The organism is Micromonospora sp. NPDC049089 (genome assembly GCF_040648775.1).
In the GTDB taxonomy this organism is placed as follows: Bacteria; Actinomycetota; Actinomycetes; order Mycobacteriales; family Micromonosporaceae; genus Micromonospora.
Genome location: NZ_JBEZEH010000273.1, coordinates 1 through 8,020 on the forward strand (window position 1 = coordinate 1; position 8,020 = coordinate 8,020).

Here is an 8,020-nt window from a genome sequence, read left to right on the forward strand (position 1 = left end):
CCCGCACGTCGTCGTCGACGGGCAGGAAGGCCGGGTCGGCCGCCCGGCGCGCCGCGGCGGCACCCAGGTCGTCGGCTTCGCCGGCGGTGAGCAGCCGTTCCTCGACGGCGGCCCGCACCACCCCGGGGGCGCTCCACCGCATGCCCAGATCGCCCTCCACGGTGCGGGCCCGCCACAGACTGCCGGCGACCTCCCGGCCCGGCCCGGTGGCCCGCTCGTCGGGCGTGAGCACCGAGTACACGTCGGTGGTGGCCCCACCCACGTCGACCACCGCCAGATCACCGCCGAGGGTGTCGGCGAGCACCTCCACACCGGTGAGCACCGCGTCGGGGGTGGCCGCCCGCACCAACCGCGCGAACCGGGCACCCCGCGACAGTCGTTTACCACCGATGACGTGGCGCAGGAACACCGCGCGGATCGCCGCCCGCGCCGACGCCGGGGCGAGCACCCCGATGCGCGGCAGGACGTTGTCGGCGTCGGTGACCGGCACCCCGGCGTCACGCAGCAGCCCGGTCAGCTGCTCGCGCACGTCGGCGTTGCCCGCGTACACCACGGGCCGCCGCCACCGGGCCCGGGCCAGGCGGGTGGCGTTGTGGGTGATCGTGTCGGCGTCGCCGCCGTCGGTGCCGCCCACGAGCAGCACCACGTCCGGGCGGGCCGCCCGCAACGCCGTCAGGTCGGCCGCGCCGAGCCGCCCGGCCGCGACGTGCACCACGTGCGCGCCGGCGGACAGCCCCACCCGCCGGCCGGCCTGCGCGGTGACCAGCGGCTCGTAGCCGATCACGGCCAGCCGCAACCCACCACCGGCCGACGAGCACACGTACCAGGGAACGTCGCGCACACCGAGCCCGGCGGTGGCCGCCGCGACCGCGGCGTCCAGGCCGTGCAGCACGTCGGTGCCCACCGTGGTGGGCGCCGACGCCGCGCCGACCAGGACACCGCCGGCCAGGTCCACCACCGCCACCTTCGTGTACGTGGAACCCACGTCGGCGCAGACCGCCAGAGTCACGAGTTTCCCTGTTCGCGACTGCGGGGCTCGCAACCCCGGCTCACTCCTCGCGACTCACGCTGGCGGCGGGAACGACCACGGTGCCGGTCGCGGTGACCGCCACGATCGGCGGATCGAGGACCTCCGCGGCGGACGCGGAACGGTCCGGGCGACCCCGGCACACCACCGCGCAGCTCAGCTCCAGGGTGCGGCTGCGGCTACCCACCCGCGACACCCGCGCGGTGACCTCGACCACGTCCCCGGCGTGCACCGGCACGTGGAACCGCACATCGGCGTACCCGGCGAACAGGCCCTCGTCGCCGTCGGTACGGATGCACACCTCCGTGGCGACATCGCCGAACAACCCCAGCGCGTACGCCCCGTCGACGAGGTTCCCGGCGTAGTGGGCGTGCGAGTACGGCACATACCGCCGGTGCGTCACCGTCAACCCGAGCCGTGCGTCGGTCATGCCATCGCCTTCCGTTGCGTGATCAGGGCGTGCACGAGGTAGCTGGCCACCTCGCCGGGCGTGGTGCCCCGACCGAAGATCCGGTCCACGCCCAACTCGTCGGTCATCGTCTCGTCGAAGCGGGGACCACCGACGATCAGCAGCGGACGCCGCCCCGCCGGCATCGCCTCCCGGAACGCCGCCGACATCTCCCGGGTGTTGTGCAGGTGCGCGTCGCGTTGGGTGACCACCTGCGACACGAGCACCGCGTCGGCCTTCTCCGCCCGGGCGGTCTCCACCAGCTCCGGCACGCTGACCTGCGCGCCCATGTTGGTGACCTTCAACTCCCGGTAGTACTCCAGGCCCTTCTCGCCCGCGATGCCCTTGACGTTGAGGATCGCGTCGATGCCCACCGTGTGCGCGTCGGTGCCGATGCACGCCCCGACCACTGACAGCTTGCGCCGCAACCGCTGCTTGATCACCGTGTTGACGTCCTTCGCCGACAGCAGCGCGAAGTCCCGTTCCACCACCTGCACGGCGTTGAGGTCGACCAGGTGGTTGACCCGCCCGTACACGACGAAGAACGTGAACCCGTCACCCATCGGCTTGGCGTGCACCACCATCGCGGGGTCCATGCCCATCTTGTTGGCCAACTGCACCGCCGCGCCCTCGGCGCGCTTGTCGTGGGTCACCGGCAGGGTGAACGACACCTGCACCATGCCGTCACCGGTGGTGTCCCCGTACGGCCGCACGATCTTCTTCGCGGCGTCGGCGGCGCTCATGCCGCGTCCCCTTCCAGGATGTCGGTGGCCGGGTTGCAGTAGTCGGCCTCGTGCGCGGCGACCCCGTCGAGGCCCTTGCCGCGGTCCGCGGGCCGCTTCATGATCCCGAAGGTGCCCTCGGCGATCGCCGTGAGCAGCGTCTGCTCACCGATGCGATCCAGCAGGTCCAGCGCCTCACCGAGGACCTGGTTGGCGCGGCGGCGGATGAACCCGCCCGGCGCCGGCACGAAGTCCTCGTGCAACCCACCGGCCGCGCCGAGGACGTACCGCACGTTCTGTAGGGCGATGTCCCGGTCGGACAACCACGGCGTCACCACCGCCTCGGTCATCATCCCCACCAGCAGGATGCCCTGACCGGTCAGCGCACCGGCCAGGTTGAAGAACCCGTCGAGCAGGTTGCCCCGGAACACGTCACCGGTCATGTGCTTCGTCGGCGGCATCCACTTCAACGGCGCGTCGGGGAACAACTCCCGGGCCAGCAACGCGTGCGCCAACTCCAACCGGAACGACTCCGGCACCTCCGGGTTGATCTCGAACGCGTGCCCCAACCCCAACTGCCAGTCCGCCAACCCCGCCTCGTGCGCGAAGAACTCGTTGAGCAGCTGCGACACCGTCACCGTGTGCGCCTCGTCGACGGCGTCGGCGGTGGTCAGGTAGTTGTCCTCACCGGTGTTGATGATGATCCCGGCGCGGGCGTGCACCTGCCGGGAGAACCGCTGGTCGACGAACGTCCGCACCGGGTTGATGTCGCGGAACAGGATCCCGTACATCGAGTCGTTCAACATCATGTCGAGGCGTTCCAGCCCGGCCAGGGTCGCCATCTCCGGCATGCACAGCCCGGACGCGTAGTTGGTCAACCGCACGTAGCGGCCCACCTCCTTCGACGACTCGTCCAACGCCGCACGCATCAGCCGGAAGTTCTCCTGCGTGGCGTACGTGCCGGCGAACCCTTCCCGGGTCGCGCCCTCGGGCACGTAGTCCAGCAGCGACTGCCCGGTGGAACGGATCACCGCGATCACGTCCGCGCCGGCGCGCGCCGCCGCCTGCGCCTGCGGAATGTCCTCGTAGATGTCGCCGGTGGCGACGATCAGGTAGATCCACGGCCGCTGCGCCGGGTCGCCGTGGCGCTTCACCAGCCGGTCCCGCTCGGCGCGCCGCCGGTCGATGCGCCGGATACCCGCGCCGACGGCCTTACGCGCCGCCGACCGGGCCGCCGTGGCCGCCCGCCCGGTCGGCTGGGTGAACCGCACCGACCCGGCGGCGGCCTTCTGCGCCAGCAACGTCACGTCGGTGCTGCCCTCGCGCACCAGGGCGTCGAACACCGGCACCGCCACCCCGTGACCCAACCCCACATCCGCGGCGACCGCCTCGACGAGCCGGTTCACCCACGGAATGCCATCCGGGTCGGCGCCGGTCACCCCGGCCAACCGCAGGACCGCCCGCTCCACCGACACGGTGGTGTGGCTGCGGGCCAGGTCCACCACCGGCTGCCCGGCCCGACGCGCCAACTCCCGCGCCCGCGCCACCAGCACCGGATCAAGATCAAGCTTCCCGGTCATGATGACCCTTCCTCGTAGATGACCTCACCGCGCAGCACCAGACGCCGACACACCGGCAACGGCGTCGGGTCGTGCGGACCCCGCGCCTCCGGGTCCTCGGCCTGCAACACCGGCAGACCCCGCTCCACCCCCGCCGGCGTCGACCACACCGCGAACGTCGCCGGCGCACCCAACGCGAGGACTCCCTCGACGTCCAGGTGCACCGCCCGCCACCCGCCCCGGGTGTGCGCCGCGAACGCCGACCGCACACCCATCCGCTGCGCCGGGTTGTGGTGCGCGACCGCCGCCCGCACCGACCCCCACGGGTCCAGCGGCGTCACCGGCGAATCCGACCCGAACGCCAACGCCACCCCCACCGAGTGCATCGCACCCATCGGGTTCGACTCCAACGACCGGTCCAACCCCAACCGCGCCTCGTACATCCGGCCCGCGCCGCCCCACAACCGGTCGAACGCCGGCTGCATGCTCGCCACCACCCCGTACTCCACGAACCGCGCGATCAACACCTTGCTCATGATCTCCGCGTGTTCGATGCGGTGCCGGGCCGCGCGCAACCGCTCCACCCCCACCGTCCGCGCCGCCGCCGCGAACCCGTCCAGGACGGTGCCGATCGCCGCGTCACCGATGGCGTGGAAACCGCCCTGCATGCCGTGCGCGGCGCAGTCCAGCAGGTGATCACGCACCTGCTCGACCGACAGGTACCCGTGCCCGCAACCCTCACCGTCGCCGTACGGCTGCGACACGTGCGCCGTACGCGACCCCAACGCCCCGTCGGCGAACAGGTCCCCGCCGGCGCCGACCGCGCCCAACTCCCGGGCCCGCGCCGCACCACCCAACTCGCCCCAGTACCCGTACACCTCCGGCAGGCCCGCGCCGGAGATGCCCAGCAGACCGGTGAAGTCCTCCTCGTCGGAGATCTCCGGGCCACCGCACTCGTGCACCGCCGCGATCCCCAACGACGCCGCATGGGCCAGGGCCACCCGCTGCGCCCCGACCCGCTGCGCCCGACTCACCGACGCCTGCGCGGCCGCCCGCACCACGTGGTGCGCGTCGCGCCGCAACCAGCCCGACGCGTCGTACCCGGGCGCCTGCGCCGCCTGCGGACACGCCGCCAGCAACGCCGACGACACCAACGCCGAGTGGATCGACGCCTGCGACAGATACACCCGCCGACCACCGGCGGCCCGGTCCAACGCCGCAGCGTCCGGCAACGTCGGATCCGACCAACCCGACTCGTCCCAGCCGTGGCCGAGCACCACCGCGTCCGCCGGCAGGCCCGCCGCGAACCCCGCCACCGCGTCGAGCAACTGCCCCGCCGAGCGCACCCCGGACAACGACAAGCCGGACAACGCCAACCCGGTGTCGGTGGCATGCACGTGCGCGTCGACGAACGCCGGCGTCACCAACGCCCCGCCCAGGTCCACCACCCGATCGGCCGGCGGCGCGTCGCCGTCGGTCCCCAACCAGGCAATCCGCCCACCGGACACCAGCAGCGCGGTGGCGCTCGGGTCGGCGGGGCAGTGCAGCACGCCGCCGCGGTACAACGTCGAGGGGTTCGTCATGACCTCAGTCTGCCGCGATCCGCGCCGCGAACAGCTGACGCACCCCAGGCTCGGCCCGCAACAGCCCCAACGCCAACTCCGCGTGCCCCGGCACGTACCCGTTGCCCACCAGCATCGTCACGTCCGCCGCCAACCCCTCCGCGCCCAACGCCGCGGCGGAGAAGCTCGTCGCCATGGAGAAGAAAATCACCGTGCCGCCGTCAGCGGTGGCCAGCACCGCCCCGTGCTCACACCCCGGCACGTCCACGCAGACCACCGTCACGTCCGCCGGCACCCCCAACGCGGTGGTCACCGCCGTGGACAACCCCACCGGGTCGCGCGCGTCGGCCAGCGCCACCACCGACGCCAGGCCGGAGGCCGTCAGCGCGTCGCGCTCCGCCGCCACCGGCACCACCCCGACGGTACGCGCGGCGCCCGCCCGTCGCGCCGCAGCGAGCGACAGCGACCCGCTCTTGCCGGCCCCGCCGATCACCGCGACCCGCACCGGTGTCGGATCACCGCTTCGCCGACGCTCCTCGACGTAGCGCGACACCACGCGGGCGGTCAGCGCGGGCGCACCGCACACGTCCAGCACGGCGAGGGACAACTGGGGGTCCTCGTCGTCGGGCAGCACCGCGGCGATGGAGCGCGCGAACAGGATCGCCCACCCGTCACAGGGCACCTGCTCGCTGCGCCCGTCCCAACGGGCCAACCCATCGGTGATCACCAGGGGCGTCAACGTCAACGACACCAGGGTAGCGACCCGCTCCCCCGCCCTGAGGCCCAGCGGGGACCGCCGACCGGCCTCCTCGACGGTGCCGATCAGCATCCCGCCCGACCCGGTCACCGGGTTCTGCATCTTCCCCCGGGTAGCGATGATCTCCAGCACCTCGGCGCGGACCGCGTCACCGTCGCCGCCGTGCTTCTCCGACAACTGCCGGAAGCTCGCCGCGTCCAGGTTGAGCCGCTGCACCCGGATCCGCACCTCGTTCGGCGCGATCGCCGCCGACGTGTCCAGGCGCCAGGCCGCCTGCGGCAGCACCCCCGCCGGTTGCACGACGCGGTGCAGTCCCACCGGTGACGTCACGCCGACCTCCCCTGTCCAGCCGCCCGAAGCCCCGGTCAAGGCTCGCGTAACGGGAAAACTTACGGCAGACTAGTTTCTGTACCGAATATTTTCCAGTAGCCTTCGGGCTTCGATGATCAGCCGCAACACCGAGGAGGGGCCGTGACCCAGACCCAACCGGTTGAGACCGTCCCTCAACCCCGTCACGCCCCGGTCGCCGTACCGACCGCCGGGCAGCCTTACGAATACCACCGCCGCCCCCTGGTCGAACCCGACTGGACCCGGTTCCCCGGCTGGCGCCACGTCACCCGCGACCAGTGGGAATCCGCCCAGTGGCAACGCGTCAACTGCGTCAAGAACATCAAGCAGCTCCGCGCCGTCTTCGGTGACCTGATCGACGAGACCTTCTACGCCGACCTCGAAGCCGACCAGTCGGCAATGGCCACCATGTCCATGCTGGTGCCACCACAAATGATCAACACGATGGTGCCGTTCGCGACCCTCACCACCGAGGCCCTGCTCGCCGACCCCATCCGCCGCTACATGATTCCGGTCGCCTCCGACCGGCGCACCGACTGGCCCTCACACCCCTACGCCAGCCGCGACAGCCTCCACGAGCACGACATGTGGGTCGCCGAAGGGCTCACCCACCGCTACCCCACCAAGGTCCTCGCCGAGCTGCTCTCCACCTGCCCCCAGTACTGCGGGCACTGCACCCGCATGGATCTCGTCGGCAACTCCACCCCCGCCGTCGACAAACTCAAACTCACCCTCAAGCCCGTCGACCGCTACGACGCCCACATCGCCTACCTCAAGGCCCACCCCGGCGTCCGCGACGTGGTCGTCTCCGGCGGCGACGTGGCCAACGTCCCCTGGCGCAACCTCGAGTCGTACCTCATGCGCCTGCTGGAACTGGAAACGGTCCGCGACATCCGGCTCGCCACCAAGGCCCTCATGGGCCTACCCCAACACTGGCTGCAACCCGACGTCGTCGAGGGCCTGGAGCGGGTGGCCCGCACCGCCGCCCGCCGCGGCGTCAACCTCGCCATCCACACCCACGTCAACCACGCCCAGTCACTCACCCCACTGGTCGCCAAGGCCGCCCAGACCGCCCTCGACGTCGGCGTCCGCGACGTCCGCAACCAGGGCGTCCTCATGCGCGGCGTCAACGCCACCACCCCGGAACTGCTCGACCTCTGCTTCGCCCTCCAAGGCGAAGCCGGAATCCTGCCGTACTACTTCTACATGTGCGACATGATCCCCAACGCCGAACACTGGCGGGTCCCGGTCTGGCACGCCCAACAACTCCAACACGACATCATGGGCTACCTCCCCGGCTACGCCACCCCCCGCATCGTCTGCGACGTCCCCTTCGTCGGTAAGCGCTGGGTGCACATGCTCACCGACTACGACCGTGAGCGCGGCATCTCCTACTGGACGAAGAACTACCGCACCTCCATCGAATCCGCCGACCTGGAGGCGCTCAACAAGCGCTACGCCTACTACGACCCGATCGACACCCTGCCCGCCAACGGCCAGCAGTGGTGGCACGACCACCGCAACGACTGACCCACCGACGACGAAAACCCCCGGCATTAAACCTCCCCGGGGTGTAGCGCAAACCCTGGTCAGGCGC

At 71.6% G+C, this 8,020-nt stretch carries 7 protein-coding genes; 1 reads left to right on the forward strand and 6 read right to left on the reverse strand.

The window, feature by feature from the left end:
* The 6 genes from AB0B48_RS30585 to AB0B48_RS30610 form a co-directional block, all read right to left on the reverse strand.
* Positions 1–1,009, reverse strand: a 1,009-nt coding sequence (locus AB0B48_RS30585; protein ID WP_357207580.1) for a glutamate mutase L, incomplete at its 3' end; no start/stop codon positions are given.
* A 40-nt stretch (positions 1,010–1,049) separates the two neighbouring features.
* Positions 1,050–1,457, reverse strand: coding sequence for a hotdog domain-containing protein (locus AB0B48_RS30590; protein WP_357207583.1), 408 nt, complete (start codon positions 1,455–1,457; stop codon positions 1,050–1,052).
* Positions 1,454–2,218, reverse strand: coding sequence for an OAM dimerization domain-containing protein (locus AB0B48_RS30595; protein ID WP_355007464.1), 765 nt, complete (start codon positions 2,216–2,218; stop codon positions 1,454–1,456). The genes AB0B48_RS30590 and AB0B48_RS30595 overlap by 4 nt, the downstream gene beginning before the upstream one ends.
* Positions 2,215–3,777, reverse strand: coding sequence for a lysine 5,6-aminomutase subunit alpha (locus AB0B48_RS30600; RefSeq protein ID WP_357207587.1), 1,563 nt, complete (start codon positions 3,775–3,777; stop codon positions 2,215–2,217). Before AB0B48_RS30600 ends, AB0B48_RS30595 begins: the two co-directional genes overlap by 4 nt.
* Complete coding sequence (locus AB0B48_RS30605; protein WP_357207590.1) at positions 3,774–5,339, reverse strand: amidohydrolase; 1,566 nt, start codon at positions 5,337–5,339, stop codon at positions 3,774–3,776. Before AB0B48_RS30605 ends, AB0B48_RS30600 begins: the two co-directional genes overlap by 4 nt.
* Positions 5,340–5,343: 4 nt before the next feature.
* Positions 5,344–6,393: a zinc-binding alcohol dehydrogenase gene (locus AB0B48_RS30610; RefSeq protein WP_357207596.1), complete on the reverse strand. Its 1,050-nt coding sequence runs from the start codon at positions 6,391–6,393 to the stop codon at positions 5,344–5,346.
* 153 nt (positions 6,394–6,546) lie between these two features.
* Here AB0B48_RS30610 and AB0B48_RS30615 point away from each other — a divergent pair, with 153 nt between their 5' ends.
* Positions 6,547–7,953, forward strand: coding sequence for a lysine 2,3-aminomutase (locus tag AB0B48_RS30615; protein WP_357207593.1), 1,407 nt, complete (start codon positions 6,547–6,549; stop codon positions 7,951–7,953).
* Positions 7,954–8,020 lie beyond the last annotated feature (67 nt).